The following is a 26287-nucleotide window of genomic DNA, read 5'->3' on the forward strand; positions in this document are numbered from 1 at the left end:
ACATGCACATGCACTCGGAGCACTCGGTCCAGACGGATCACTCGGAGCGTCAGAAAGTGCCCTCACCGGTGCTCCGACTGTACCGAGTGATCCGAGTGATCCGAGTACATGTGCATAAACGACAACGTGGGACAGAAAGCATGATCGCGCCATGTCAGAGGGCAATCTGCATAAGCGATGGAATGAACTAAGGAAGGTACACAATGAATCTCGAAGAAGCCCGCGAGCTGATGCACAAGCTCAACCACGGTGACGCACAGTCGGGTGTGGGCAAGGCGGCTTCCATCACCGGATGGGAAACGCTCCTGAATGCGATCGACACGCCAGACGGTGAACTCTTGGACATAACAATCGAGCGCGTCGGCAACAGGTGGTGGCCGTTAGGACACGTCGGGCCTGCAGCGCCATGTTGTGATGCTCCAGGCGACGAGCACACGCCGGAATGCACCGCACGTCACGATGACGACGACGAGGACGCGTAGAAGGACCTCAGTTCGCGTGTGAGCGCCTTACGTGCGCTCGACGTGACAATCGTTGCAGGGCAATAGTTCAGATGCGTACGGGGCGCACAGCGACGGTGCGACTCGACCATTGAACCTCGAATTTCCGGCGCGTAATGTCGCTGGCACGCTGACCGGGCGGTAATCCGGGGTCGTTCACTCGACGTAAAACAGGTGAAGCCGACGGGTTTACGGCAACTGAATATCAACCGCGCGTCTGACGATTCGACGCTCTCCCCACATGACTGGTGACTAAGGCTCGGTGTGGGCATTGAAACTAACTGACTGAGTTCGGGCCTTTGCGCTCGTGCTCAAACCCATTGAAAGAGTGAAGAAATGGCATTCATCACGAATGAGTCGCCCAAGGCATGGGCGATGGACGTGTTGGGTATCGCACCCCAGCAGGTCATTCCGCAGGCACTCGTCCTGCAGTGCACGACCAAGGGCGGGGAAGTCCAAGGCGATGCCCCCGTCGTGCGGGTACCACGGATCAAGATTCTCGATGCGGGCTTCGTGCCCGAAGGATCGGATATCCCGGAAAGCGATCCTGAGCTGAGCGAGCTTCTGATCAAGACCGGGACCGTGGCCGAACTGATCAAGGTCTCGCGTGACCAGCTTTCGCAGGAATCGGCCGCGGGACTCATCTCGCACGAGATGCAGCGTTCGCTGATTCACAAAGCGGACACGGCATTCCTGTCACAGCCCGCGCCCGTCGCACCCGCCGAGTTCCCACCTGGTGGCTTGCTCGAATACGCGACTGACGCAGGCCCCGTCACTGGGGACCTCGATGCCCTGATCGACGCATTCGCCGCAATCGAAGGATTGCCCGGTGGTGTGGTGACGCACATCCTCGCGCACCCCTCGGCATACGCAACGTTGCGTCAGATCAAGAAGGCGACGGGAAGCAACGAGGCCCTGTTGGGCGCAGGAACACAACCGGGCGAGAAGTCGCTGTTGGGTGTGCCCGTGCTCACCACGACCGCGATGCCGGCTGATGGCGTTCTGGCGCTCGACAAGAACTACATCGTGTCGGCGTACACCAACGTGGACGTTGCCCGTTCGGACGATTACTACTTCAACTCCATTTCCGTGGCGTTGAGGATCAGTTTCCGATTCGGCGCGGGCCTGCTCGAAGCGGCTGCGGCTCAGTACCTGACGGTCGAGTAGTAGATATCCCTAACTGAATAGCTGCACACACCGCGCTGCATGTGATCTGCTCATCTCCCAGGTCATTCTGCGCGTGGCCTCGAATGGGTGACGTGTTTCGTCTAGGTCTCGAACACGCGTCGCCCATTCTTGGTGGAAAAACTAAAGCGTCGCACGTCGTCGTGCCATGCGGAAGTTTCTCAATCTCGCGACACACCATCTACTGATGCGCTACCGCAAACCGCCTGAGCTGCTTGGTGTTGCGCGTTCGCTAACGTCTCACGAGTCATCGGTTCCTGTTGTACGGGTGGGCACGCTTGCACATGAACTTATGCACGTGATGTCTTGTCCTGCAGGCGATGTACTACGAGGTGCGTGTGCCTCGTATGCCTGACGCTGCGTGTGTGTTGCGCGAACGTGTTGGTTGTGTGGTGAACGACTGAATCTGTTTGTGCCATTTGCAATCGTATTGAACTATTGATGAATGAAATTCTTTGCGTTGCTCCGCTCTTTTTGCTGCGCGTTGCAATTGTCGCTTGTGTTGAAAAACTGGAAAATATGAACTTTGTTTCTTCGTTCGATTCTGGAAATGCCGGAAACTCCACGCAACCAGAACGGAATGGACCCCTCGATGATGCGCCAATATGGGCCACTCACGGACCGATCAACGCGCTTGCTTCAGTGGGATGCACGATCCGCGCTGGACAACACCGCGCAATCGACCCGCGGACATGGAAAGGGCTCGGCGCTCCTACCTGGGGGGATCAGGGGGGTGGGTGGCACGCGGCGTCGGAGGGGCTTTGTCGCTGCGGCTGTCGCCACCTTTCCCAAGTTTTGACGCAAGGGCCATGTCGGGGGTGAAAACCGGCCTGACCTCGGGGTTTTCTCGGCGTCGGCTTTCGGAGCGTGTGGTCATTCACCCTGTGGCATGGATCCTGAGCCCTCCTGTGCGCGCTCTGCGAATTACGTCGCGTGTGATGCGTCATGCGCGTACGCGGAAGATGTCACGCTCGCGCCAGGGCGTCTCTAATGCGATGCCTGGTGCGTGTGTGCGATGTTTCGCACGCCTTGCAACATGCTTGAGGGTATCGAGCACCCTCCTGTGTGGTCCGGTGTCGAAAGTCTTGGAGTGGCAATACTTGTCGGCATAGGTTGCATTTCTTGCCTCCGTCAACCTTTCCGCCCCGTTGCGGTAAGTCGTTGACCTGACGACATTTCCGGCGTGCGTAATTGGTCTTGGGGTGAGAACAGGACGCGTGCGACTTCACTCGCGCAATCGTCGCATTCAGTAACTCAGAACAAGGCTTCCTGCTCGTCCCCCGGCGCTTTTAACGTCTCCGCCTGAATGTGCGTTTCAGTATCCGTCAGAGGCAACAATAGCCTTTTGCCTTCGAATATCTCTGAAATGGTGATGTGCTGCAATCGAGGAAACGGTTGGTCGATCGAAGGATGCTTGTACGTTCCGCCATGGTTTATTGCGTCTCGTACACCTCGAGTACTTGGGCGCAGTGTAACTAGAATGCCCATGTCTGCATTTTGATGATCGAGCGTTCCTGCGAGGTCCCGCACGTCGGTCGGACCATAGGCGCCGCCCTTCACGCTCACGATGATCTTGCCGCGCTGGTTTCTCGGGAGGATGAATCGGGCGATCCCATCTACGCCTCGGTCGCCACCAGGCTTGGCTTTCGGTCGAGCCCCGATACGTGTCACAGCCCAACGTTCGAACTCGAAGTGGTTCTTCTCAAATAGCTTTCGAGCCCCATCCAGATCCTTGGGGATACCGCTCACTTCGAATGTGGTCTCGATGGGGGGGCTAGCTTCCGCGTACGTCTTCCGCAGGCGCTTAATGATCAGGTCAACCGCAAAGTACGCGATGTCGATGCCGATCCATTTTCGGTTGAGGCGCTGCGCCGCATCCACAGTGGTGCCGCACCCACAAAAAGGATCGAGCACAACGTCGCCCTCGTTAGTTGAAGTGCGGAGGATGCGCTCAAGAAGCGCGATTGGCTTCTGTGTCTGATACCCGAGCCTTTCAGCTGCGTTTGACCCCAGACGGATATCAGTCCATATATCTTGCGGCTGCATTCCGGGCATTTCGTCGAGGTAGTTTATTTTACGCGGCAATCCATTGCGGGAATAGTAAAGCCGGCCAGCTTCGTCCAGCTCTCTCATCGTGCTTTCAGATACACCCCAGTATTGACTGCCCGATGGCCAAACGCCCTTCCATTCGTAGCGGCTCCCAGGATTAGGTGCGGTTAGCTTCTCGTGGCTGTACCGACGTCCGGTGGACTCCTCTACATGCGGGTAGTCCCTCTCGATACTCTCCGCGTCGTAAGGGACGTAAACGCGATTCCATGTCCAATTCGGACCCATCGTGTAATTCAGGATGACATCGTGCACCGGTCCGAAGCGCGTGACGCGGTTGTGAGCCGAAGTCCGTTTCCAGATGATTTCGTTCCTGAAGTTCTCAGGACCAAATATAGAGTCCATTAAAACTTTTAGATAGTGGCTCATCGTCGGGTCGCAATGAAGATAGATAACGCCTGTGGGCTTAAGGACTCTGTGCAGTTCCAGCAGTCGAGGTGCCATGTTGGTTAGGTAGGCCATCGCATCGTTTTCACCGAGAAGCGTGTGGAAAGCCGTAAGTGCATCTGCGGCTGCATTCGGGGCGTTGTCGATAAAGTGGCCGAACTGAACTTCGGTGGCTGGCGTCCAGTGCCAGGTGTCTTCGAATGCCTCGATCTGAGCAGCTCCCGCATCTTCTGAACCGCCATTCCGGTCGAAGATCACCGAGTAGTTGCGGTTCGAGTTAAACGGCGGGTCGAGGTAAACCAGGTCCACAGATTGATCAGCAATGTACTGACGTCCGTCCCTGTCGCGCCCCCGCAGCACGTCGAGGTTGTCGCCGTAGTAGAGCTGATTCTTGTCCACACGCGCAGCTTAGGGTGGGGTCCCGACGATCACACGCACCGACACTGCAGAACAGACCCCCAGCGGCGAGCTGAGGGCCTGTTCGCGGGTGGTCAGTCAGTTACTCGACGACGGTGAGCTTCGCCTTCGCATCGGCCTTCGCCTTCTTCGTGGCCTCACGTTCGGCCGCCCACTTTGTGAACTTCGCCTTGAGCGGTGCAACGTCCTTGGCGGTGAACGCGTAGCGCGATCCCGACCCGACGCCCTGCTCAGTGGCGCGCAGGAACACGCGCAACGTCTTCGGGTCGGTGCCTACCTTGGCGGCAACTTCCTTAGTCGTCAGGGTGTTGTCGGTGCTCATTCCTCAATCTCCTTTGCGATGATGACACCGGCGTCGGGAACGCCGGGCAGGGTGAAACGCCACTGCATGTGTGCGGCTTGTTCGGGCGGGCCGTCGATCACGTCGGCGTCGTTGCCGTCCATGAAGTCCTCGATCCAGTTTTCGTAGTCGAAGGTGACTTCGGCATCCTTGACGAGGGCATCGTGTGGGGTACGTCCCCACGTCATCGCCCAACGCATGGGTGTGGCCATGTGGCGCTCCTTTCGAGCAGGTCAGCATGTGTACATAGCTATGCTAAGAGACCTGACGTGTGGAACTAACCCTTACCGGCGGTAAGACTTTGCGCTGTGCTGCAACATGTTTCGGGTCAGGCGTCGTCGGCCAACGCGGTCACGATGTCCACGAGCGGGCCGAACACTTGGTCGGCGTCGAGGTCCATCTCGAGGTCGCCAACCCGCGTGAAGCTGTCCACGACGACGCGCCCGCGTTCGTCGCTGTGCGATGACCACTCGTAGCGAAAGCCGGATTGACGGAGCCAAATGTTCTTCGCCTCGTCGTCCTGCGCTGACCACCAATCGGAGAACAGCTCGCCCGTGGGTTCGAAGCGCCACCCGGCGGGAACGCTTGGCACAGAAGACAGCTCGGCTTGTCGCGTCGTCAGTGCGTCGATGCGTTGATCGAGCTTCGCACGTTGCGGTGTGCCGCGCTTGAACGCGCCAACGCCGAGCTGGTCAGTCAGATCCTCAAGGGTGCTGTTGACCTCGGCCAGCTCGTCGGTGTGGTCATTGCCGGCGAACCACACCCGGCGCTTGCGTTCGAGCGGCCCCATGTTCTGGAGGATCTGACGCTCGACCTCAGCGTCGGCGTATTCAAGTGGGATGGTTTTGTTCCCGCATGGCCCATCGGCTTTCTGTGCAGACGAGCACCGGTACCGAGGTTTACGACCGACGCCTCCCTTTAGGCGATAGCCAGGACGACCACACACCGCGCAGTAGATGATGCGCAGCAAGAGGCCGGAGGATCTGACTGTCGGTTCCTTGCGGTTCTCACGTCCTGCGAGCTCGACGGCGAGACGGTCGAACACGTCGCGGGAGATGATGGGTTCAGCGCGCACGATGGGCGAACCGTCGTCGCCAACGACCAATACGTTGTCGCCGAATACCTTGTGGCCCTTTGCGTCACGCTGAGGTCGCCCCTGAGCGTCTAACAGTTGCTCTCGTGTCACAACACGCCCGAGCAACGTGTGGGACGTTAATGCGCGCTTCAGGGGGCCGGGATGCCATTCGTACCCGACGACCTCACGCCCGCGTGCTTGCGCGAAGCGATCCTTCGGCGTCAGCACTTTCCGCTTAGTCAGTTCGTGGGCAAGGGCACGTAGCGGTTCACCTGACAGGACGCGCTCGGCTACTTCGTGGATCACCGCGACTTGATCGGGGTCCTGCACCAATCGCCACTCGCCGTCGTCGTCACGTTCGGGGAGGTACCCCCACGGAGGAATGCCGCCTCTGTACTTGCCCTTGGAGAAGTTGTGTCGGAACGCCGACGCGTTGCGCTCGCTGATGGCTTCTAGCTCCATCTCGGCCACCTTGGCGACGAGTAAAGCGATGATGTCGCCGAAATCCGAGGAAAGGTCGAAATGGGCTTCGGTCGCGGACACCAGCGTCACGCCATGCTCGCGACTCCAGCGAATGAGGTCGGCCAAGTCGAACAGTCGCCGCACGATGCGATCCACACGGAAGAAGACGATCACGTCGAACTCGCCGCGTCGTGTGGTCAACCACTTCCCGAGCTGCGGCCTGTCGAACGGCGTCGTCTTCCCAGCTGACACGTCGAGGTCCTCGGCAATGCCTACCTCTTGATACCCGCGCTGCGCGATCAGCTCACGACACTTGGCGAGCTGTCGCTCAGGGCTGGTCGTCGCGTCAGTGACACGGCTGAGGCGAATGACGATAAGGGCACGCGGCGGTGACATGCAGGAATGCTACGCGCAAGGGGTGTAATAGACAATTGTGGCGTACTCCACCGTGGACATCCCGGACTCGTCGGCGTAGAGCAGCCCCAACCGAGCGTTCATCCGCTGAAATATCTTGTCCCACATCGCATTCCCTTCCATTCGATTACCAGGATCCGGTTCCGAGCACCTGGGCGGCCAAACCACCGACGACCGGCAGCACACCCAGGCACACGAAGGCCGGCAGAAAGCACAGCCCCAGTGGTCCGGCGATCAACACCGAGGCCCGCTGCGCGGCGGCCTCCGCACGCTGTCCGGTTTGTGCACGTGACTGTTGCGCCAACCCGGCCAGGCCCGCGGCCAGAGCCGTACCCGAGGCGGCCGAGCGGCGGGCCAACCGCAACAGCGATTGACTGTGCACGTCGAGTTCAGCACCGTGCTGCGGCGACCAGGCGACTCGAGGATCTGCGCCCAGCGCAAGCAAATCCGCGGCCCGGATGAGCAGCGCGGCCAGTCCGGGCGGCGCCGAGGCGGCCGTCGCGCGCGCCGCCGTCGGAATCGCCAGACCGGCTTCCAAACACACCGCGAAGACGTCGAAAGCCGCGGGCGCGGCGAACGGGTCGTCCGGTGCCGACCAGTGCGCGGCCGGTCGATGCGGCCGGGCGGCGGCAGCCCGGGTCCGGGTGCGCGCCGGAACAGGCAACAACAGCAGCGCCACGGCCAGCGCCAGCGCGGCGCCAGTCACGGCGTCACCTGCGCGGTGATCCGATCTGCCCACACCAAACCGCAGCAGGCCGCGGTGGTGCCCACCAGCAGGCACCACCCGCCGGCGGTGCTGCCCAGCAGGAACCGCAGTGGCTCCGCCCCGATCGCCTGGCCCAGACCGATACCCACGATCGGCAGCGCGGACAGAATGGTCGCGGTGGCCCGGGCGCCGGCCAGGCTGGCCCCGAGTTGGGCCGAATACTGCTGGCGGGCAGTCAAGTCCCGCTGCGCCGCGTGCATCAGCTGCGCCACCGCCACACCCTGCTCGGCGGCCAGCCGCCAGTACCCGGCGAGTCGGTTCCAGTCCGCGCGGCACGACGATCCGCAGCCGGCCCACTCCAACCCGGCGCCCACGTCGGCCCCGAGTCGGGCTCGCGCGGCCACCTCGGTGAATGCCGCTGCTGTCGCCTCGGTGAGCTCGGAACCGGCGGCCTCGAAGGCACGCACCGGGCTGGCACCTACCCGCAGCTCCCCGACCAACACGTCCAATCCGGCTGCGAGATCGGCGATCTCGCGCTCACTACGCCGCCTGGCCCGTTGCCGACGGGAGCGCAGGGTGAGTGTGCCGCCCAGGACGCCGACCGCTGCAGCGGGCAATGCGCCGGTGGCGACCAACATCACCAGCGCCAACCCCACGACCGACACCGACGCCGGTAGGCGCACCCGGGTGGTGGCCGAGGCCGGCGTCGTCATCCGCCGCCGCGGGCGAGCCGGCGCCACCAGCACCGCACCGGCCAGCGCCAAAGCGGCCAGGCTGATCACGTTCGGTCCCGACGCCGTAGCAGCCGTTCCAGTTCGGCGGTCCCGGCCAGGTTGTCGCGATCAGCACGCCAGGCCGGCAGCGCAACACACCGTCCGGCCGAATCCCGGTTCAGCACCGCGATTTCAGTCAATGCACGCTGCCCGCTGCGACGCCGGTCGACGTGCAACAAGACCTGCACACCGGCCGCCAACTGAGCCTGTAATGCCGGGCCGGCCAAACCGCCGAGCGCACCGAGCGCCTCCAGACGCGCCGGGACATCGGCAGCGCAGTTGGCGTGCACGGTTCCCGCGCCGCCGTCGTGGCCGGTGTTCAACGCCGCCAGCAGGTCCACCACCTCGGCGCCGCGCACCTCGCCGACCACGATGCGGTCCGGCCGCATCCGCAGCGCCTGCCGGACCAGTTGGCGCAAGGTGATCTCGCCGGCGCCTTCCACGTTGGCGCCGCGAGCCACCAACCGCACCAGATGCGGATGCCCAGGCGCCAGTTCGGCCGCATCCTCCACGCACACGATCCGCTCACTCGGCGCGACCGCTCCCAGCAGGGCCGCCAGCAGGGTGGTCTTACCGGCCCCGGTGCTGCCGGACACCAGGAACGCCAGCCGGGCGGCGATCACCGCGCGCAGTAGTCCTTCGGCACGGGCGTCGATCCCACCGGCGGCCACCAGCGCCGCGAGATCCTGGCTGGCCGGGCGCAAGATCCGCAACGAGATCGCGGTGCCCGCGGCTGCCACCGGGGGCAGCACGGCGTGCAGTCGTACGCAGGCGCCGGCCGGGCCCAAGCCGGGCAGCACGCCGTCGACCCAGGGCTGCGCATCGTCCAGTCGGCGGCCCGCAGCCAACGCCAGCCGCTGTGCCAGCCGACGCACAGCCGCTTCGTCAGCAAATCGAATGGCACTGCGGTGCAGACCGTTTCCATCGTCGAACCAGACCGCGTCCGGGGCGGTGACCAGCACGTCGGTGGTGTGGTCTGCGCCCAGCAGCGGATCGAGCAACCCGGCTCCGGTCAGTTCGGTCTGCAGCACCCGCAGATTGGTCAGCACCTCGGTATCACCGAGCAGTCCGCCGGACTCGGCGCGGATGGCTTGAGCCACCACGGCCGGAACCAACGGACCGGGTTGCGCCGCCAGCCGTTCCCGCACCCGATCGATCAGCGGGGTGTTCACGCCGCGGTCCGTCCGCGCCGAACCGGCCCCGGGTGTCTCGCACCGAGGAGTCGCAGCACTTCGTCGGCGGCCTGACGTAGCGGAGAGCGTCCGGACAGCCGAAGTCCGGTACGTTCCAGACGTTCGGCGATCAGCGGTTCGGGCCGCATCGTGGCCAGCACCGGCAGCCCCGCGGCCGCTGCCACGTCGGCTGCGGTCAACCCGCCGGGCGCAGGTCCGCGCACCACCAGGCCCACATTGGGGTTCAGCGAGGTCAAATGCGGGACCATCGCAGCTGCCGCGGCGCAGCAGCGCACCTCGCCGACGACCAGCAGCACCACCAACTCGGCTGTCGCCAGCGCGGCTTCGGCAGCGTCGGTGCGGCTGCGCGGCAGATCGCACACCACGGTGGCGCCGCCCCTGCGGCCCGCCTCGATCACCGATTCGACTGCCCCACCGTCTATTTCGAATCCGTGTCGGGCGCCGGAGAGTATGGCCACCCGCCCGTGCCGAGGCAGGCCGGACTGCACCGCACTCCATTCCAGCCGGCCACCCCGCACCGCGAGGTCCGGCCACCGAACCCCCGGTGCGGCCTCACTGCCCAGCAGCAGGTCCAGCCCACCGCCCCACGGGTCGACGTCGATCAGCAGCGCCTCGGCCGCGCGCTGGGCCAGCGCACAGGCGAACAGCGATGCCCCGGCGCCACCGCGTCCGCCGATGACGGCGATCACCGCACCCGGGCGTTCGGCCCCCGGCCGGGCCAACTCGCCGGCCACCGACAGCGCCGTCACCAGCTCGGCCGCCTGCCCGGGTAGTTCGAGCACCTGCGCCGCCCCGATCCCGAGAGCCGCCCGGTAGGTGCGCGGCGCCAGGTCGGCGCGGTCCGGACGGCTGGGCGCCAGCAGCGTCACGGCCGGGCGCCGCGGCAGCTGCGCCGCCGCACAGCACTCGGCGGCGACCTCGTCGAGCAGCACCGCGACGGCCGCGGTCCAGGCCCGGCGGGCCACCGGGGTGCGGGCCGACAGGTGCACGACGTCGACGCCGACGGCGGCCGCCACCCGGTCGACTTCGTCGCGCAGGAGCGCATCGTTGAGAGTGGCCAGGACCGCTGGAATCGTCGTCATGAACCCACCGTGGCGGGCCGGCGGGGGTACCGCCAGCACACTCACAGCGAATTGTGGATGGATCCCAGACTGTGTACTGAAAGTGGCTCCGGCGAACACAGTCGGGGGCGGCTGGCGACCTTGCCGTAGAAATGGGACGACCCCCGCCAGGGGGGGAGGAGGCGAGGGTCGTCGTGATTCAGTCCCGGGGGGTCGGACTGATTCACACCCGGCATAAGCCGAGTAATACTCACTATACACGCGAATGTGGGGCTGAGCGCAAGTCCTCAACGGACTAAATGTTGCGTCGCACGCTGCAGAATTGCAGTCTGCGACAGCTGGCCTGAACTGTCACTTTATTCGCACCGCCGGGACGTGTCACGCGACGCCTATCCTGAGGGCGTGACCATCCCCGATCCGGATGCCGCCGCGGTCCAACCCAGCCCCGCCGAGCCGGCCCAGCCCCGCGCGGAACGCACCGCGGCCTTCTTCGACCTCGACAAGACCGTCATCGCGAAGTCCAGCACGCTGGCTTTCAGCAAACCCTTCTTCGCCCAGGGGCTGATGACTCGGCGCTCGGTGCTCAAGTCGAGTTACGCGCAGTTCCTGTTCTTGATGTCCGGCGCCGACCACGACCAGATGGACCGGCTGCGCTCCTATGTGACCAGCATGTGCACCGGCTGGAACGTCGACCAGGTCAAGTCGATCGTGGAGGAAACCCTCGACGAGGTGGTCACCCCGCTGGTGTTCGCCGAAGCCGCCGACCTGATCTCCGATCACAAACTCTGCGGACGCGACGTGGTGGTGGTCTCGGCGTCCGGCGAGGAGATCGTCGCGCCGATCGCGCGCGCCCTGGGCGCCACGCACGCCATGGCCACCCGGATGGTGGCCGAGGACGGCAAGTACACCGGGGAGATCGCGTTCTACTGCTACGGCGAGGGCAAGGCCGAGGCGATCCGCGAGTTGGCCGCGCAGGAGGGCTACGCACTCGAGCACTGCTATGCCTACTCCGACTCGATCACCGACCTGCCGATGCTGGAGTTGGTCGGGCATCCGGCGGTGGTCAACCCCGACCGCACCCTGCGCAAGGAGGCCACCGCGCGGGACTGGCCGGTGCTGACCTTCTCCAAACCGGTGTCGCTGCGCGACCGGATCCCAGCCCCGTCCGGTGCCACGGTGGCGACCACCGCCGCAGTCGGCATCAGTGCGGTCGCAGCGGGTGCGCTCACCTACTCGCTGCTGCGTCGGTTCTTCCCGTAACCTGCCCGCGCCAAGGAGATTTCGGCCGATTTCGGCGTCCTTGGCAGGCACAATCGTCACTCCCGTAACGATCCGAGATCGCCTTACGCTCTTCTCAGGTTTCACCCTTGCTGTGATCAGCATCACGTAGTACAAAGGAAGCACGGAAGTCCGATACGGCCAAGGTCGATTCGGAAGAGAAGGATCGACTTCCCAAGTCGGGCAACCCAGCACGGATCCCGGAACCCACGCGGAGTCACAGCCGCGATAATGGCAGAAGTGTTGCGGGCCTGCGTGATTGCGAAGAGCGGACGATGTCGCGACCCTTGGGTTGGGCTGCAGTCGTCAAGGCATCGCAAGCACGCCGAGGTCAACCCACGCAACCCACAGTTGCACGCATGGTAACCGTGGTCCGTGCTAGCGGGCGGCGAGCCGAACTCTTCGGATCGCCGCCCGCTTCATTTGTCCGAGTGCGCGATTCGACGCTAGTGTTCGGCGGGCTTCTGGCCGGCGCTGGCCTTGGCATCGGCGATCGTCATGGCTTCGCGGGCACCGTCCTGCAGCGCACGGCAGCTCTGCAGCAGCCAGTCGGTCAACCCCTGCTCGGTGCCGGACGCAAATCCCTGCGCGGCCTTGCGGTATTCGGCGGGCCGGCGCATCCAGAACACCTCCGGCACCCCGAGGCCATGCGGATCCAGCCCGGAAGCGATCGTGACCAGGCGCGCGACCCCACGAGCCACCACGCCGTCGGCGCTGCCGAACGGGGCCAGCGCCAGCAGCTCGCCGTGCGCGACCGCCGCCAGGATGGGCGCGGGCACCGCACTACCGCCGGTCACCAACCGGGTCATCAACTCCAGCCGCGCCGAGACCTCCGGATCCACCCGCGGCCGGCCCAGCTGCTCTTCGGCCCGGGCCGGGTCGACCAGGTCGGCGGCGGCCAGGGCATGCAGCCGCGCGAGTGCCTGCAGCGGCGCGCGCTGCCACACCCCGATCAGCGGGCCACCGCCGCCCTCCAGCGCTTGGGCCACCCGCAGCGAACCGGCGAAGATCGGGTTGCTGGCCGAGTCTTCGTCGAGCTTGAGCACACCGCCGTCGAGGACCGACGACGCCCGCCCGGCCCGCAACGCCGCCTCGGCCGCGGTCACCGGCCAGCCACGCAGGTTGGCCCGGTGCCGGTGAGCTCGGCCCAGGGCCTCCCGCGCCCGGTCCACCGCATCGGCGACACCGGGTAGCTCCAACAGCGGGGCCAACGGGTCAACACTCACGGCGGCCAACCCTACTCCCGGCCCCGGGAATCGCATCGAGCAGCGATCGCGTGTAGGGATGCTGGGGGTCGTCGAACACCGACGCGGTTGCTGCGCACTCCACGATCCGGCCGGCCTGCATGACCGCCACCTGATCGGCGATCTCGTTGACGACCGCCAGGTCGTGGCTGATGAACAGATACGTCAGCCCCAGCCGAGCCTGCAGATCGGCCAGCAGATCCAGGATCTGCGCCTGCACCACCACATCGAGCGCCGAGACCGCCTCGTCGCAGGTGACCAACTCCGGCCGCAACGCCAACGCCCGCGCAATCGCCACCCGCTGGCGTTGTCCGCCGGACAGTTCCCGCGGTTTGCGCTCGGCCACCGACCGGGGCAGCGCCACCTGATCCAACAGCTCGACGACCGCGCGTCGGCGCTGCGCGCGGTCCCCGACCCGGTGGATTCGCAGTGGCTCGACCACACTGTCGAACACCGAATAGCGCGGATCCAAACTGCGGTAGGGATTTTGGAACACCACCTGGGCCCGACGCCGGAACACCCGCTCGGCGCCACGGTCCAGACCGGCCAGGTCGATCCCATCGAATTCGATGCGGCCCGAGGTGGGTTGCGTCAAACCCAACACCATCCGGCCCAATGTGGTCTTGCCCGAACCGGATTCACCCACCAGACCCATCGTGGTACCGCGCGGTATCCGCAACGACGCGGCGTCGACGGCGGTGTGGGCGCCGAACCGTTTGGTCACGTCGGTGACCACCACGATGTCGTCGGCGTCCCGGACCGGTTCGGGCCGGGCCCGGGTGCCGGCCGTGCGCACGGTCAACGCCGGCGCCGAGGCGACCAGCAATTTGCTGTACTCGTGTTGTGGTTTTCGCAGCAACGTGCGGGCCGGGCCGGCCTCGACCACCTCGCCGTCGCGCATCACCACCACCCGATCGGCGCGTTCGGCCGCCAACGCCAGGTCGTGCGTGATCAACAACACCGCGGTGCTCAGTTCGGCGGTCAACTGCTGCAGGTGATCGAGCACCTGACGCTGCACCGTGACGTCCAGCGCAGAGGTCGGCTCGTCGGCGATCAGCAGCCGGGGTCGGCGCGCCAGCCCGATCGCGATCAGCGCTCGCTGCTGCATCCCGCCGGAGAGTTGGTGCGGGTAACGGCGGGCCTGCAGCACCGGCTCCGGCATGCCGACGTCGGCGAGCAACTCGGCCACCTTCGTCCGGTCCCGACGACGGTTGCCAAAGCCGTTGACCCGCAGCGCTTCTGCGACCTGGAAGCCAACCCGGTACACCGGGTTGAGGTTGCCGGCCGGGTCCTGCGGCACGAAGCCGATCTGGTCCCCGCGCAACTTGCGCAGCGCGCGCTCGCCGGCCCCGCTGATGTCGACACCGTCGAATTCGATGCGGCCGGCCCGGATTCGGCCATCACTGGGCAACAGCCCCAGCACCGCTGACGCGGTGGTGGACTTCCCCGAGCCGGACTCGCCGACCAGCGCCACGGTCTGCCCGGCCGCTACCTCGAGATCCACGCCGCGCAAAGCCGATTCGGCAGCACCGAAGCCGACGTCGAGGCCACGGATCCGCAACAACGGTTCGGTCATGAGCGCCACCCCACCCGGCCCCGCGGTCCGGGATCGAGTGCGTCCCGCAGCACGTCGCCGAGCAGCATGAACGTCAACACCGTCAACGCCAGCGCACCCGCCGGATAGAACAACACGGTCGACCCGGCGCGCAACCGACTCTGCGCGGCGGAGATGTCGCTGCCCCAGGAGATCACCGACGGCGGCAACCCGACGCCCAGGTAGGACATGGTGGCCTCGGTGACGATGAAGGTGCCCAACGCCAGCGTCGCGACCGCGATCACCGGGCCCACGGCGTTGGGCACCACATGACGGAGCAGGATGCCGAAGCTGCTGCGTCCCAACGCCTTGGCGGCCAGCACGTAGTCCTGGCCGCGCACCTCGATGACCGACCCGCGCGCGATCCGCGCGATCTGCGGCCAGCCGAACGCCGCCAGGATCGCGATCACCGTCCACACCGTGCGGTGTTGCATCACCTGCATCAAGACGATCGCAGCCAGCAGCAGCGGGATGCCGAAGAACACGTCGGCCAACCTGGACACCACGGCATCCAGCCAGCCGCCGTAGTAGCCGGCCAGCGCGCCGAGCACGCCGCCGACCAGCAGCACCGCAGCGGTCGCGCCCAGGCCGACCAGCACCGAGGCCCGGGCACCGTAGACGGTGCGGGCGTAGACGTCGTGGCCCTGCAGATCGGTGCCGAACCAGTGCTGCGCCGAGGGTCCCAGCATGCTCTGGTCCGGGTCGGCGTAGTGCGGGTCGGCGTGGGTGAACCAACCCGGGAAGGCCGCCACCGCAACGATGATCACCAGCAGGGTCAGTGCCAGCACGAACTGCGGTCGACGCAGCAGCTGCCGCACCGCGTCAAGCATGGCGGATCCTCGGATCCAGGGCGGCATAGAGCAGATCGACCAGCAGATTGGCCAGCAGGTAGACCAGCACCAGCACGGTGACGATGGACACCACGGTCGGCGCCTCTTGGCGAGTCACGGCCTGATACAGGGCGCCGCCGACGCCGTGGATGTTGAAGATGCCCTCGGTGACGATCGCGCCGGCCATCAGGGCACCGAAGTCGGCGCCCAGAAAGGTCACCACCGGGATCAACGAATTGCGCAGGATGTGCACCCGCACCACGCGGCCGCGGGACAAACCCTTGGCGGTGGCGGTGCGCACGTAATCGGCCTCGGCGTTGCTGGCCACCGCCGACCGGGTCAAGCGCACCACGTAGGCAAACGACACCGACGCCAACACGATGCCGGGCAACAGCAGCCGCTGAAACGACGCGTCGGCGCCCACGGTGACCGGGGCCCAGCCCAGCCGCACCCCGAACACGAACTGCGCGACGAACCCGAGCACAAAGATCGGCACCGCGATGACGGTCAGGCTGACCAGCAGCACGGTGCCGTCGAACCAGCCGCCCTTGCGCAGCCCGGCGAGCACACCGAATCCGACGCCCAGTACCGCCTCCACCAAAAACGCCACCAACGCCAGCCGCAACGTCACCGGAAACGCCTGCGCCAGTACCTCACTGACCGGCAGCCCGGAGAACGAGGTGCCGAAGTCGCCGCGGGCGATGCCGCCCAGGTAGTGCAGGTACTGCAACCAGAACGGGTCGTCGAGGTGATACTGGGCGCGCAACTGCGCTGCCACGCCCGGGCTCAGCGGGCGGTCCCCACCGAGCGCGGCGATCGGGTCGCCGGGCAGCGCGAACACCATGGCGTAGATCAGCAGCGTCGCGCCGAGGAACACCGGGATCATCGCAGCGGCACGCCGCGCGACGAAACGCGACCAGTACCCCATGTCAGGCTTTGACGATCCGCTCGTAGTTCGGCAAACCGTTCCATCCGATCTGCACGTCGGACACCCGCTCCGAGTGCCCGGCCGCGCTGACGTAATCCCACAGCGGGATCACCGGCATGTCGTGCAGCAGGATCTGCTGAGCGCGATTGGTCAGTTGGTGGGATTCTTCGAGGGTCGGTGCGGCCTGCGCAGCCACCAGTGCACCGTCGAATTCGCGGTTGGAGTAGTCCACGTCGTTGGAACCCGCTCCGGTGACGAACAACGGTTCCAGGAACTCCAGCATCGACGGGTAGTCACCCTGCCAGCCCGCCCGGAACGCCGAATCGATGCTGCGCTCGGTGATTTGGGTGCGCAACTGCGCGAAAGTCGGCTGCGGTGCGCCCACCGCATCGATGCCCAGCGTGTTCTTGATGCTGTTGGCCACCGCATCGACCCACTCCTGGTGGCCGCCGTCGGCGTTGTAGGCGATCGCATACTGTCCGCTGAACGGTGCGATCTCATCGGCGCGCGCCCACAGCTGGCGGGCCCGCTCCGGGTCGTAGTCGAGCATCTGGTTGCCGGCCAGGTCGGGATCGAAACCGGGCAGCGATCTGGCCGTGAAATCCCTTGCCGGCGCGCGACTTCCGTGGAATATCTGGTCGCAGATCTGGGGCCGGTTGATGGCCGCCGACAAGGCCTGCCGGCGCAAACGGCCTTCTTCCCCGTCGAAGTGTTCCAGCCGCAACGGGGTGTCCAGGGTCTGGTTCTGCGCGGTCGGCCCGGACAGTGCCCGGTCCCCGAGCTCGGATCGGAAGGTGGACAGCGCGCCGGCCGGGATGGTGTCCAGCACATCGAGATTGCCGGCCTGCAGATCGGCGTAGGCGGTGTCCAGATTGGCGTAGAACACGAACCGCAGACCTTCGTTGGCCGGCGTCCGGTTGCCGCGGTAGTCGGGGTTGGGCACCAGATCGAGGTGCACGTTGTGCTGCCAGGCCGCACCGTCGGCCAACCGGTAGGGTCCGTTGCCGAACGGCCGGCGCCCGAAGGCTGCCATGTCGTCGAACGCGGCCTGCGGCAGCGGGTAGAACGGGGTGAAGCCCAGGCGCTGCTCGAAGTCGATGGTCGGTGCTTTGAGTTTGACCGTGAACTCGGTGTCGCTGACCACGTGCAGTCCCGACATCGTCTGTGCGGTGGGGTTTTCCGCGGCGACGGCGTCGTAGCCCTCGATCGGGGCGAAGAAGCTCTGCATCAACTGCGCGTTGGTCGACAACGCCCCGTAGTTCCAGGCGTCGACGAACGAGTGCGCGGTCACCGGCGACCCGTCGGTGAACTGCCAGCCCGGTTCCAAGGTGATCCGGTAGTTCAGGTTGTCGGTGGTCTCGATGGACTGTGCGACCTCGAGCGCCGGGACACCGTCGGCGTCGTAGGACATCAACCCGGCGAACAGCCGGTCCAGGATCCGGCCGCCGTTGGTTTCGTTGGTGTTGGTGGTGATCAGCAGGTTCTGCGGTTCCCCGCCGTTGACCGTGACCAACCGGCCCGGGTCGGTGCCGGTACCGCAGCCCGACAGCACGGCCAGCACCAACAGCAGGACGGCCAGGACCGGCACCCGCGTTCGAGTCATCGGGACAAGATAAGCCGCCGCGCCCGGTTTCGGTCCTTTCTCGGGCGTGTCAGCGCACCGGACGCCGACCGGCCCGCTGTTGTGAGCGGCTCTTCGCATCGCCGCGCCCGGTGACTACGCTCACAGCTATGACCGAGACGCACGCCGACGTTCCCACCTCGTATCCGCCTGCCCCCGAGTTCGCCGCGAATGCGAACGCCACGGCCGAGCTGTATGAGCAGGCCGAGGCGGACCGATTGGGGTTCTGGGCCAAGCAGGCCGAGCGGTTGAGTTGGGACACCCCGTTCACCGAGGTGTTGGACTGGTCGCAGGCGCCGTTCGCCAAGTGGTTTGTCGGCGGCAAGCTCAACGTGGCCTACAACTGTGTGGACCGGCACGTGGAGGCCGGCCACGGCGACCGGGTGGCCATCCACTGGGAAGGCGAGCCGGTCGGGGACGCCCGCGACATCACCTACGCCGAACTGCAGGACGAGGTGTGCCGGGCCGCCAATGCGCTGACCGAGTTGGGTCTGAAGGCCGGCGACCGGGCGGCGATCTACATGCCGATGGTGCCCGAGGCCATCATCGCGATGCTGGCATGTGCGCGGCTGGGCGTGATGCATTCGGTGGTGTTCGCCGGGTTCTCCGCGTCGGCGCTGCGCGCCCGCATCGACGACGCCGCCGCCAAGTTGGTGATCACCACCGACGGCCAGTACCGACGCGGCAAGGCGGTGTCGCTCAAGGCCGGCGTCGATGAGGCGATCGAAGGCCTGGGAGAGAACAGCCCGGTCGAGCACGTCGTGGTGGTGCGGCGCACCGGGCAGGACGTGCCGTGGACCGAGGGTCGCGACGTGTGGTGGCACGACACCGTCGCGCAGGCGTCCACCGAACACACACCCGAGGCGTTCGACGCCGAGACGCCGCTGTTCCTGCTCTACACCTCGGGTACCACCGGCAAACCCAAGGGCATCATCCACAGCACGGGCGGCTTCCTGACCCAGGCGGCCTACACCCACTACTACGTGTTCGACCTCAAACCCGAAACCGACGTGTACTGGTGCACCGCCGACATCGGCTGGGTCACCGGACACACCTACATCGTCTACGGCCCGCTGGCCAACGGCGCCACCCAGGTGGTCTACGAGGGCACCCCGGCCTCACCGGATGAGCATCGACACTTCCAGGTGATCGAGAAGTACGGCGTGACCATCTACTACACCGCCCCGACCTTGATCCGGACGTTCATGAAGTGGGGTCGCGAGCTGGCCTTCGAACATGATCTGTCCAGCCTGCGGCTGCTCGGCTCGGTCGGCGAACCGATCAACCCGGAGGCCTGGCGGTGGTACCGGCTGGTGTTCGGCGGCGACAAAACGCCCGTCGTGGACACCTGGTGGCAGACCGAGACCGGCGCCATCATGGTCTCGCCGCTGCCCGGCGTGACCGACGCCAAACCGGGTTCGGCCATGCGTGCGCTGCCCGGCATCTCCGCAAAGGTGGTCGACGACAACGGCGTCGAACTCAAACCCGCACCCGATCACGGCGAGCAAGCCACCGGCTATCTGGTGCTGGACCAGCCGTGGCCGGCGATGCTGCGCGGCATCTGGGGCGACCCGCAGCGGTATCAGGACACCTATTGGTCCCGGTTCGCCGACCAGGGCTGGTACTTCGCCGGTGACGGCGCACGCTACGGCCACGACGGCGAAACCTGGGTGCTGGGCCGCATCGACGACGTGATGAACGTGTCCGGACACCGGATCTCCACCGCCGAGGTGGAGTCCGCGCTGGTCGGACACGCCGGGGTGGCCGAGGCGGCCGTCGTCGGCGCCAGCGACGACCAGACCGGCCAGGGCATCTGCGCGTTCGTCATCCTCAAGGCGCACGCCGCCGAGATGTCGCACCAAGACATGGTCGAGGAGCTCCGCGCCGAAGTGGCCCGGGAGATCTCGCCGATCGCCAAACCGCGCGAGATCCATGTGGTCCCGGAGCTGCCGAAGACCCGCAGCGGCAAGATCATGCGTCGGCTGCTGCGGGACGTCGCCGAAGGCCGTGAGCTCGGTGACACCTCGACGCTGGTGGATCCGAGCGTGTTCGAGGCCATCCGGGCCGCCAAGTAGGTTTCAGCCGCCGATCGGGACGAAACTGCTGCCCGCGCGGCCCTTGGCTTCGATGTCGGCCAACTGCGTGTTGAACGACATCGTGACCGCCGGGGTGTGCAGCGGGATGTACTTGATGACGCAGGTGGGCAGCCCTTCGGTGAAGGCGCCGTGCAGCATGCCGACCAGCTTGTTGTTCACCGTGACCGGGGCCCCGGAGTCGCCCGGCTGACCGCACACCTGGTTGACGATGGTGCCCGGATCGGTGCCCGGGCCCCAGGTCACGCCGCAGGAGTAGCCAGTGGTGCGGCCCAGCTTGCAGGCCACCTCACCAAACGCCGGGTCGGGCCCCAGCCCGTCGATCACGAAGCCCCGCACATTGTTGGTCGGGGTCACCAAGGCCGGATCGAACTCGATCACGGCGTAGTCCAGCAGGTCGTTGCCCGCCACCATCACGCCCACCGGGCCGCGGTCCTCGGCGCCCTCCGCGGCGACCACGGCACCCGGCCCGCCGCAGTGCGCCGAGGTGAAGCCGACCAGTTCGCCCCGGTTGTCGTGCCCGATCGCGGTCAAGGTGCAAAACGATTCACCGTCGACGACGATGCCGGATCCGCCACCGAGCACCACCGGTTCGGCGGCACTTGCCGTCGGCGCGGCCAACAGGGCCAGCGCGGCCAGCAGCGCCGCGATCGCCGCCAGCGGCCGGGCCAGTCGGGTTGGAGGTGTGCGGTGCCCGCTGCGCATTGGCTCTCCCAGCTGTGACTTCGGCGCAAACCTGCGCGCCCGACCAGTCTAGCCGGGTCTCAGCAGCAACTCCTGCCTCAGCCGGTCGTGCAGGTAGGCGGCGGCATGGCAACATGACGTCCGTGAGCAAAGGCGACCGAAACACAGGCATCCCGACCACCGTGACGTCGATTCCGTTGGTCGACCCGCACCAACTGGCGCCCGATGCGTCCATCGGCGAGCTGGTCAAGGAAGCCACCACACAGGTATCCACGCTGGTCCGCGCCGAGGTCGAGCTGGCCCGCGCCGAGATCACCCGGGACGTCAAGAAGGGTCTGACCGGCAGCGTCTTCTTCATCCTGGCGCTGGTGGTGCTGTTCTATTCGACGTTCTTCTTCTTCTTCTTCGCCGCCGAACTGCTGGACAACTGGCTGTGGCGGTGGGCGTCGTTCCTGATCGTGTTCGGCGTCATGGTGCTCACCGCCATCGTGTTGGTGCTGTTCGGCTATCTGAAGGTGCGCCGGATCCGCGGCCCGCAGCAGACCATCGAATCGGTCAAGGAGACCCGCTCGGCGCTCACCGGGCACGACAACGCCCCGGCGCTCGACACCGCCCGCCCGGCCGATCCGTCGGGTTGGTGATTCCTTGATGGCAGCTGGGCCCGACCCATCGGTCACCCGCATCGCCGGGCCCTGGCGCCATCTCGACGTGCACGCCAACGGCATCCGGTTCCACGTCGTCGAGGCGATCCCGGGCGGCGACGACGGCGCCGTCCCGAGCACCGCCCGCCCGCTGGTGATCCTGCTGCACGGGTTCGGTTCGTTCTGGTACTCGTGGCGGCATCAGTTACGCGGTCTGCGCGGCGCCCGGGTGGTCGCGGTGGACCTGCGCGGTTACGGCGGCAGCGACAAACCCCCGCGCGGTTACGACGGGTGGACCCTGGCCGGCGACACCGCGGGTCTGGTCCGCGCGCTCGGACACACCTCGGCGACCCTGGTGGGGCACGCCGACGGCGGCTTGGTGTGCTGGGCCACCTCGGTGCTGCACCCGCGCCAGGTGCGGGCGATCGCCTTGATCAGTTCCCCGCATCCCCGCGCGCTGCGCGCCGCGGCGCTGCGCGACCGCTCCCAGCGCCGCGCCCTGCTGCCCTCGCTGCTGTCCTACCAGCTGCCGCGCGGGCCTGAACACAGTTTGACCGAGCGCCAGGCCGCCGAGTTGGAGGCCCTGATCCGCAGCCGCGCGTCCGGAAAATGGCTTGCCTCCGAGGACTTCTCGGAGGCGATCGGGCATTACCGGACAGCATTCCAGATCCCGGGTGCGGCGCACTGCTCGTTGGAGTACCAGCGCTGGGCGGTGCGCAGCCAGTTCCGGGGTGAGGGTCGACGGTTCATGGCCTCGATGGACAAACAGGTCGGCATCCCGCTGCTGCATCTACGCGGCCGGCAGGACCCCTACGTGTTGGCCGACTCGGTGGCCCGGACGCAACGCTACGCACCGCACGGTCGCTTTGAGGCACTCCCCGAGACCGGCCACTACGGACACGAGGAAGCGCCCGAGTTGGTCAACGAGCACCTGATGCGATTCTTGGCCGAGGTGTACCCGGACTCCGACCCGCTTTAGGCGCCGACGCACTTGCCGGTCGGCACCCGCTCGGTACTGCCGGCCTTGGCCAGGTGGATCGCGACCTCGTCGGCGGTCAGCACAAAGCCGGTGTCGTCGTCGTCGACCGCGGCGCCGAACACCACACCGACGACCTTCCCGTCCGGGTTGACCAGCGGCCCACCGGAATTGCCCTGCCGCACGGTGCCCCGGATGGTGTAGACCTCACGCATCACGTTCGTGGTGCCGTAGATGTCCGGGCCGCTGAGTTCGATGATCTCCCGGATCCGGGCCGGCGAGGCCGCGAAATCCCCACCGCCGGGGTAGCCGAGCACCAGCGCGTCATCGCCGGCCGCGGCGCGCCCCTCGGCGAACGGCAGCGGCGCCGCCGTCAGGCCCGGTACGTCCAGGATCGAGATGTCGGCGTTCGGGTCGTAGGACACCACGAAGGCTTCGTAGGTTTGGCCGTCGGATTCCAGGGTGACCGAATCCGAGCCGGCGACCACGTGCGCGTTCGACATCACCCGCTCCGGGGAGACCACGAACCCGGTGCCCTCGAGCACCTTCTTGCACCCGTTGGCCACCCCACGGATCTTCACCACGCTGGGCCGCACCTGCTCGACCACGGGCGCCGCGACCAGGCTGGCGTCGGGCACGTCGACCGTCGCGATCGGGGTGCGGCTGAACGGCTCGAGCACCTCGGGCATCCCGGAGGTCTTCCACAGCCCGGAGAGCCGCTCCGGGATCGGCTTGAGCCAGCTCGGCGCCAACTTGTCGACCTGGGCCAGCACGTTGGAACCGCGCACGATCGAGGCCAGGTTCGGTTGGTCGACCTTGGTCAGCGGCGCAGCCAACAGCCACGCCGCGAGCAGGATCACCACCACCTGCAGCGCCATCCCGATCACCGAGTCCACGAACCGCAACGCGGCGCTGCGGATGGTGGAGCGCACCGCGCGGCCCAACACCACACCGGCGACTTCGCCGATCACCACCAGCACCAGGATCAAGAACAGCGCCACGAACAGGCGCTGACGTTGTCCCTCGATGTGCTCGACGATGTGCGGCGCCAGCAGCACGCCGGCGACCGCACCGAGCGCCACACCCACCAGTGCCATCAGCGAGCCCAGCGCGCCGGAGCGCCACCCGGAGACCGCGGCCACGAACGCGATCGCGACGATCGCGATGTCGAGCCACTGGGACGTCGTCATCGCCGGCCTCCTTCGCCGACCAGGGCCAGCGCATCATCGAGTTCGAGTACATAGTCGGTGTCCCAGGGCCGAGCCCAGCCCGCCACATCGAGCATGGCCGAAATGACCTGCCCGGTGAAACCCCACACCAGCATCTGGTTCAGCAGGAACGCCGGCCCGGCGAACCGGTCCCCGCGGGTACCGCGGTAGACCATCAGCCGGTTCTCCGGATTGGTGAAGGCGCGCACCGGGACCCGGGTGACCATCGCGGTCTCGGCTTCGTCGACCACAGCCACCGGGCCCGGGTCCGGGGAGTACGCCAGCACCGGCACCACGTGGAAACCCGACGGCGGGATGAACATCCGGTCCAGGGTGGCCAACGGGTGCAGCCGGGCGGGATCCAGGCCGGTTTCTTCCTCCGCCTCGCGCAGCGCGGTGTGCACCGGCCCTTGATCGCCGGGATCACTGGCACCGCCCGGGAACGCGGCCTGCCCGGCGTGGTGTCGCAGCGTTTCGGCGCGCACCAGCACCAACAGGTCGGCGTCGTCGGGCAGACCCGCCTCGGCCGGCGCGTCGGCCGGCCCGGAGAACAGCACCAGCACGGCGGCATCGCGTTTGGTCCCGGTCCGGGTGGCGTGCGCGTCGGCGGCGCCGATCATCGCCAGCACATCGGCCGGGACGCGGCGGCGGTAGGCGTCGCGGACCCCGGCCACGTTGTGAAGCAGCGGCTGCAACCAGGGTGGGCTCACCTCGGGCGAGAGCGGAACCGCTGCGCTCAACCCCACACCCCTTTCCGTGCAGATCGTGGTCATCGCAGGTCGTCGCCCACCGCGGCCTCGATCTCGTCGGCGTCGGTGAACGCGCGCGGCAGGATTCGAGCAACGCTACCGTCTGCGCGCAGCACGACGGTGGCAGGCATCACGTTGGGCACGCCGAGCGCACCGGCGATCGAGCGGGCACCGTCCTGCAGGGTCGGCAACTCGACGCCGAGCTCGGCCAACCGGTTCAGCCCGGCGCCCTCGTTCGGGTCTTGATGCACCGTCAACACCGTGACCGCCTGGCCCATTCGGCGCTGGTATTCGGCCATCGCGGGCAGTTCATCGGCGCACGGCCCGCACCAGTAGGCCCACAGGTTGAGCACGGTGGGTCGGCCGGCCAGCGCGGCGCCGACGTCGACGTCGGTTCCGTCGGCGGCGCATTCCACCGTCAGCCCGCGCAGCGGCTCGGGTCCGGCGGCGTCGCTGTCGGGCGCCGGGCAGGGGGCCAAGCCGGCCTGGGCGCGTACGGCGGCCAGCGCTTCATCGCTGTCGGCGGGCGGCTGCAGCTGCGCGCCGTCGGGCACCGCGGTCGGCCCGGCGGGCGGCTGCTGGGGTCCGCCCAGTTGGGTGACGAAGGCGACCACGATGACCGCCGCGATGGCGATGAACACCAGGGTCCAGCGAATCGAGTGCCGCATGACTGCTGCTACAGACCGGCCAGGGCCAGTAGGTGTTCGGTTTCCGGGCCCCTGACCAGGGCGGCGGCCAGCAGCGGATCGGTGGGCCCGAGGCCGAAGGACGGGCAGTCGGGGGCCAGCACGCACACCCCGCAAGCCGGTTTGCGGGCGTGACACACCCGGCGGCCGTGGAAGATCACCCGGTGGCTCAGCAGCGTCCACTCGCGGCGCTCGATCAGATCCCCGACCACCTTCTCGACCTTGACCGGGTCTTCTTCGGCGGTCCAGCGCCACCGGCGCACCAGCCGGCCAAAGTGGGTGTCCACGGTGATCCCCGGGATGTCGAACGCGTTGCCGAGCACCACGTTGGCGGTCTTGCGTCCGATGCCGGGCAGCGTCACCAACTCGTCGAGTGTGCGCGGCACCTGGCCGTCGAACCGTTCGACGAGGGCCTGGCCCAGACCGATCAGCGAACTGGCCTTGTTGCGGTAGAAGCCGGTGGGCCGGATCAGTTCCTCGAGTTCGGTGCGGTCGGCGCCGGCGTAGTCGGCGGCCGTACGGTACTTGGCAAACAACGCCGGGGTGGTCAGGTTGACCCGCTTGTCGGTGCTCTGCGCCGACAAGATGGTGGCCACCGTCAGCTCCAGCGGATTGGTGAAATCCAGTTCGCAGTAGACGTGCGGGAAGGCCTCGGCCAGTTTGCGATTCATCCGGCGGGCGCGCCGCACCAACCCCAGTGCGGTCTCGTCGTCCCAGTTGCGGGCGCGCTTGGGGCGCCGGGCTCCGCCGGCGCCGCGCTGCGCGTCCTGAATCGTCACGCTGACCAGGTTACGGGTGCCGCGGAGCGGATGACATTTCGTGATCCCGATGAGACCTGCCCCGTGTTTACTTCAGCCTTGTGTCCTGGTTGCTGGCCGCTTCGGTCCCCGCGTTGCTCATGCTGGCAACTTCCGGTCTGGAACGCTTGGAGTCCGTGCTCACCAATCAACCCGACGCGCGCGACGACGTCGACGACTTGGTCGCGCACGCGACCCCGGCACGACCCCGGCCGGCACCGGCCCCGGTGCCGGCCCGCGCGATCCGTTTCGAACCAAGCGCCGCAGGTCGTTCGTTTGCCGACGAGCCAGGTTTGCCGACCCGGCTGTGCGCTCCGGTTGGCGCCAATCCGCAGGTTC

Annotated in this window: 24 protein-coding genes; 6 read left to right on the forward strand and 18 right to left on the reverse strand. The window is 66.7% G+C overall.

The window, feature by feature from the left end; genetic code table 11:
• The first annotated feature begins 203 nt into the window (after positions 1-203).
• Together AC5Y3P_RS06825 and AC5Y3P_RS06830 are read left to right on the forward strand one after the other, a co-directional pair.
• Positions 204-482, forward strand: a complete 279-nt coding sequence (locus tag AC5Y3P_RS06825; RefSeq protein ID WP_500045133.1) for a hypothetical protein — start codon at positions 204-206, stop codon at positions 480-482.
• Positions 483-836: 354 nt separating this feature from the next.
• Positions 837-1667, forward strand: coding sequence for a phage major capsid protein (locus AC5Y3P_RS06830; protein WP_500045134.1), 831 nt, complete (start codon positions 837-839; stop codon positions 1665-1667).
• A 1272-nt stretch (positions 1668-2939) separates the two neighbouring features.
• Here AC5Y3P_RS06830 and AC5Y3P_RS06835 read toward each other — a convergent pair.
• From AC5Y3P_RS06835 to ssd, 8 genes are all read right to left on the reverse strand, one after another.
• A complete protein-coding gene (locus AC5Y3P_RS06835; RefSeq protein ID WP_500045135.1) occupies positions 2940-4577 on the reverse strand; it encodes a site-specific DNA-methyltransferase in 1638 nt (545 codons plus the stop codon).
• Positions 4578-4677: 100 nt separating this feature from the next.
• Complete coding sequence (locus tag AC5Y3P_RS06840; RefSeq protein ID WP_500045136.1) at positions 4678-4917, reverse strand: hypothetical protein; 240 nt, start codon at positions 4915-4917, stop codon at positions 4678-4680.
• A complete protein-coding gene (locus AC5Y3P_RS06845) occupies positions 4914-5147 on the reverse strand; it encodes a hypothetical protein (protein ID WP_500045137.1) in 234 nt (77 codons plus the stop codon). Before AC5Y3P_RS06845 ends, AC5Y3P_RS06840 begins: the two co-directional genes overlap by 4 nt.
• A gap of 116 nt (positions 5148-5263) precedes the next feature.
• On the reverse strand, positions 5264-6868 hold the full coding sequence (locus AC5Y3P_RS06850) for a recombinase family protein (protein ID WP_500045138.1): 1605 nt from the start codon (positions 6866-6868) through the stop codon (positions 5264-5266).
• Between the two features lie 145 nt (positions 6869-7013).
• Complete coding sequence (locus tag AC5Y3P_RS06855; protein ID WP_500045139.1) at positions 7014-7592, reverse strand: type II secretion system F family protein; 579 nt, start codon at positions 7590-7592, stop codon at positions 7014-7016.
• Positions 7589-8374 carry a type II secretion system F family protein gene (locus tag AC5Y3P_RS06860; protein WP_500045140.1) on the reverse strand — a complete coding sequence of 262 codons (786 nt, stop codon included), beginning with the start codon at positions 8372-8374 and terminating at the stop codon, positions 7589-7591. The genes AC5Y3P_RS06855 and AC5Y3P_RS06860 overlap by 4 nt, the downstream gene beginning before the upstream one ends.
• Entirely contained in the window at positions 8371-9537 is a 1167-nt protein-coding gene (locus tag AC5Y3P_RS06865; protein WP_500045141.1) for a TadA family conjugal transfer-associated ATPase, read from the reverse strand. The genes AC5Y3P_RS06860 and AC5Y3P_RS06865 overlap by 4 nt, the downstream gene beginning before the upstream one ends.
• On the reverse strand, positions 9534-10640 hold the full coding sequence (ssd, locus tag AC5Y3P_RS06870; RefSeq protein ID WP_500045142.1) for a septum site-determining protein Ssd: 1107 nt from the start codon (positions 10638-10640) through the stop codon (positions 9534-9536). The genes AC5Y3P_RS06865 and ssd overlap by 4 nt, the downstream gene beginning before the upstream one ends.
• A gap of 381 nt (positions 10641-11021) precedes the next feature.
• On the opposite strand from ssd, the gene AC5Y3P_RS06875 reads away from it, so the two are divergent.
• A complete protein-coding gene (locus AC5Y3P_RS06875) occupies positions 11022-11879 on the forward strand; it encodes an HAD-IB family hydrolase (RefSeq protein ID WP_500045143.1) in 858 nt (285 codons plus the stop codon).
• Positions 11880-12343: 464 nt separating this feature from the next.
• On the opposite strand, the gene AC5Y3P_RS06880 is transcribed toward AC5Y3P_RS06875, so the two are convergent.
• The 5 genes from AC5Y3P_RS06880 to AC5Y3P_RS06900 are packed head-to-tail and all read right to left on the reverse strand — an operon-like array spanning position 12344 to position 18096.
• Positions 12344-13123: a Fic family protein gene (locus AC5Y3P_RS06880; RefSeq protein ID WP_500045144.1), complete on the reverse strand. Its 780-nt coding sequence runs from the start codon at positions 13121-13123 to the stop codon at positions 12344-12346.
• Positions 13113-14717 carry a dipeptide ABC transporter ATP-binding protein gene (locus tag AC5Y3P_RS06885; protein WP_500045145.1) on the reverse strand — a complete coding sequence of 535 codons (1605 nt, stop codon included), beginning with the start codon at positions 14715-14717 and terminating at the stop codon, positions 13113-13115. The genes AC5Y3P_RS06880 and AC5Y3P_RS06885 overlap by 11 nt, the downstream gene beginning before the upstream one ends.
• On the reverse strand, positions 14714-15565 hold the full coding sequence (locus AC5Y3P_RS06890; protein WP_500045146.1) for an ABC transporter permease: 852 nt from the start codon (positions 15563-15565) through the stop codon (positions 14714-14716). The genes AC5Y3P_RS06885 and AC5Y3P_RS06890 overlap by 4 nt, the downstream gene beginning before the upstream one ends.
• Positions 15558-16493, reverse strand: coding sequence for an ABC transporter permease (locus tag AC5Y3P_RS06895; RefSeq protein ID WP_500045147.1), 936 nt, complete (start codon positions 16491-16493; stop codon positions 15558-15560). The genes AC5Y3P_RS06890 and AC5Y3P_RS06895 overlap by 8 nt, the downstream gene beginning before the upstream one ends.
• Position 16494: 1 nt before the next feature.
• The gene (locus tag AC5Y3P_RS06900) at positions 16495-18096 is read right to left on the reverse strand and encodes a peptide ABC transporter substrate-binding protein (RefSeq protein ID WP_500045148.1); all 1602 of its coding nucleotides are present in this window, start codon (positions 18094-18096) and stop codon (positions 16495-16497) included.
• Positions 18097-18224: 128 nt separating this feature from the next.
• Here AC5Y3P_RS06900 and acs point away from each other — a divergent pair, with 128 nt between their 5' ends.
• Complete coding sequence (acs, locus tag AC5Y3P_RS06905) at positions 18225-20189, forward strand: acetate--CoA ligase (RefSeq protein ID WP_500045149.1); 1965 nt, start codon at positions 18225-18227, stop codon at positions 20187-20189.
• Positions 20190-20192: 3 nt separating this feature from the next.
• Here the strand turns inward: acs and AC5Y3P_RS06910 are convergent, their stop codons facing one another.
• A complete protein-coding gene (locus AC5Y3P_RS06910) occupies positions 20193-20912 on the reverse strand; it encodes a S1 family peptidase (RefSeq protein WP_500045150.1) in 720 nt (239 codons plus the stop codon).
• Positions 20913-21034: 122 nt separating this feature from the next.
• Here AC5Y3P_RS06910 and AC5Y3P_RS06915 point away from each other — a divergent pair, with 122 nt between their 5' ends.
• Together AC5Y3P_RS06915 and AC5Y3P_RS06920 are read left to right on the forward strand one after the other, a co-directional pair.
• A complete protein-coding gene (locus AC5Y3P_RS06915; protein ID WP_500045151.1) occupies positions 21035-21532 on the forward strand; it encodes a phage holin family protein in 498 nt (165 codons plus the stop codon).
• Positions 21533-21539: 7 nt separating this feature from the next.
• Positions 21540-22511: an alpha/beta fold hydrolase gene (locus tag AC5Y3P_RS06920; protein ID WP_500045152.1), complete on the forward strand. Its 972-nt coding sequence runs from the start codon at positions 21540-21542 to the stop codon at positions 22509-22511.
• On the opposite strand, the gene marP is transcribed toward AC5Y3P_RS06920, so the two are convergent.
• The 4 genes from marP to nth are packed head-to-tail and all read right to left on the reverse strand — an operon-like array spanning position 22508 to position 25822.
• The gene (gene marP, locus AC5Y3P_RS06925; RefSeq protein ID WP_500045153.1) at positions 22508-23698 is read right to left on the reverse strand and encodes an acid resistance serine protease MarP; all 1191 of its coding nucleotides are present in this window, start codon (positions 23696-23698) and stop codon (positions 22508-22510) included. The genes AC5Y3P_RS06920 and marP overlap by 4 nt on opposite strands.
• A complete protein-coding gene (locus AC5Y3P_RS06930; protein WP_500045154.1) occupies positions 23695-24489 on the reverse strand; it encodes an NUDIX hydrolase in 795 nt (264 codons plus the stop codon). The genes marP and AC5Y3P_RS06930 overlap by 4 nt, the downstream gene beginning before the upstream one ends.
• Positions 24486-25133 (reverse strand): TlpA family protein disulfide reductase, encoded by a 648-nt coding sequence (locus tag AC5Y3P_RS06935; RefSeq protein ID WP_500045155.1) that lies wholly within the window; start codon positions 25131-25133, stop codon positions 24486-24488. Before AC5Y3P_RS06935 ends, AC5Y3P_RS06930 begins: the two co-directional genes overlap by 4 nt.
• Before the next feature lie 8 nt (positions 25134-25141).
• Positions 25142-25822 (reverse strand): endonuclease III, encoded by a 681-nt coding sequence (nth, locus tag AC5Y3P_RS06940; protein ID WP_500045193.1) that lies wholly within the window; start codon positions 25820-25822, stop codon positions 25142-25144.
• Positions 25823-26287 lie beyond the last annotated feature (465 nt).

Source organism: Mycobacterium sp. NGS45 (assembly GCF_059812645.1).